Here is a 1,213-nt window from a genome sequence, read left to right on the forward strand (position 1 = left end):
ATGAAGCAGACGGGATTTTTTGACGTTGAAGAGCGGCTTGCCCGCTTGAGCGGGCTTGGTGATCAGCTCGAAGCATTTTCCCGGACTGTGGATTTTGAAGTCTTCCGCCCTGACCTGGAGAAGGCTCTGGCGTATTCTGACGGCAGCAAAGGCGGACGACCGCCATTTGATCCTGTGCTGATGTTCAAAATTCTGGTGATCCAGACGCTCAACAATTTGTCTGATGAGCGGACGGAATATCTGATCAACGATCGCCTCTCCTTTATGCGTTTCCTTGGTCTGGGACTTTCAGATCGGGTGCCGGATGCCAAAACGGTCTGGCTGTGTCAAAAGCGTCTGACCCAGGCGGGTGCGATCGATGGGCTGTTCAACCGCTTTGATGCCACCCTGCGCAACGCCGGGTATTTGCCGATGTCAGGCCAGATCCTGGATGCCACGCTGGTAGCGGCTCCGAAGCAGCGGAACACCAATGCAGAGAAAGCCGATCTTCGGGAAGGACGTATTCCTGAAGACTGGCAGGACAAACCCGCAAAGCTGTCGCACAAGGATCGTCATGCGCGATGGACACTGAAGTTCACGAAGGCGAAGCGGCAGGATGATGGAACCATGCCATCCAGCGATCTCGCCATCCCGTTCTTTGGCTATAAATCGCATGTTTCCATCGATCGAAAATACCGGTTCATCCGGAAATGGAAAACAACGCATGCCGCCGCCAGTGATGGCGCGCGATTGAGAGAGGGGCTGCTGGATAAAACCAATACAGCCTCAAGTGTCTGGGCTGACACGGCCTACCGCTCAAAAGCCAATGAAGACTTCATGGAAAAGCAGGGCTTTGTCTCCAAGGTTCATCGCAAAAAGCCGCATCTCAAGCCTATGCCCCGGCATATCCAGAAATCGAATGCAGGAAAATCCATTATCCGGTCGCGTGTCGAGCATGTCTTTGCCGATCAGAAGTCACAGACGGGGCTGTTTGTCCGGACTGTCGGTATCAGCCAAGCCACCATGAGGATCGGGCTCGCCAATATCGTCTACAATATGCGCCGCTTCCTCTTCCTCGAAAGATTGAACGCGAGCGCATAGCCATCCAGCGGAGGACAACTCCCAATCTGCTCAAAACGCAGACCGGAGGCCATCGCAAAAACCGTCAATCAAATCGCCAAAACCCAGAAATTACCGGCCAAGCACATCAATCAGGGGTTCTTCGATCCCTCCA

General features: G+C 53.9%; 1 protein-coding gene. It reads left to right on the forward strand.

The genetic code is table 11. The features are described 5' to 3' along the window. Positions 1-1,080 (forward strand): IS5 family transposase, encoded by a 1,080-nt coding sequence (locus NJLHNGOC_RS15515; protein ID WP_014106935.1) that lies wholly within the window; start codon positions 1-3, stop codon positions 1,078-1,080. Positions 1,081-1,213 lie beyond the last annotated feature (133 nt).

Origin of the sequence: Novacetimonas cocois, from assembly GCF_003311635.1 — a bacterium.
In the GTDB taxonomy this organism is placed as follows: domain Bacteria; phylum Pseudomonadota; class Alphaproteobacteria; order Acetobacterales; family Acetobacteraceae; genus Novacetimonas; species Novacetimonas cocois.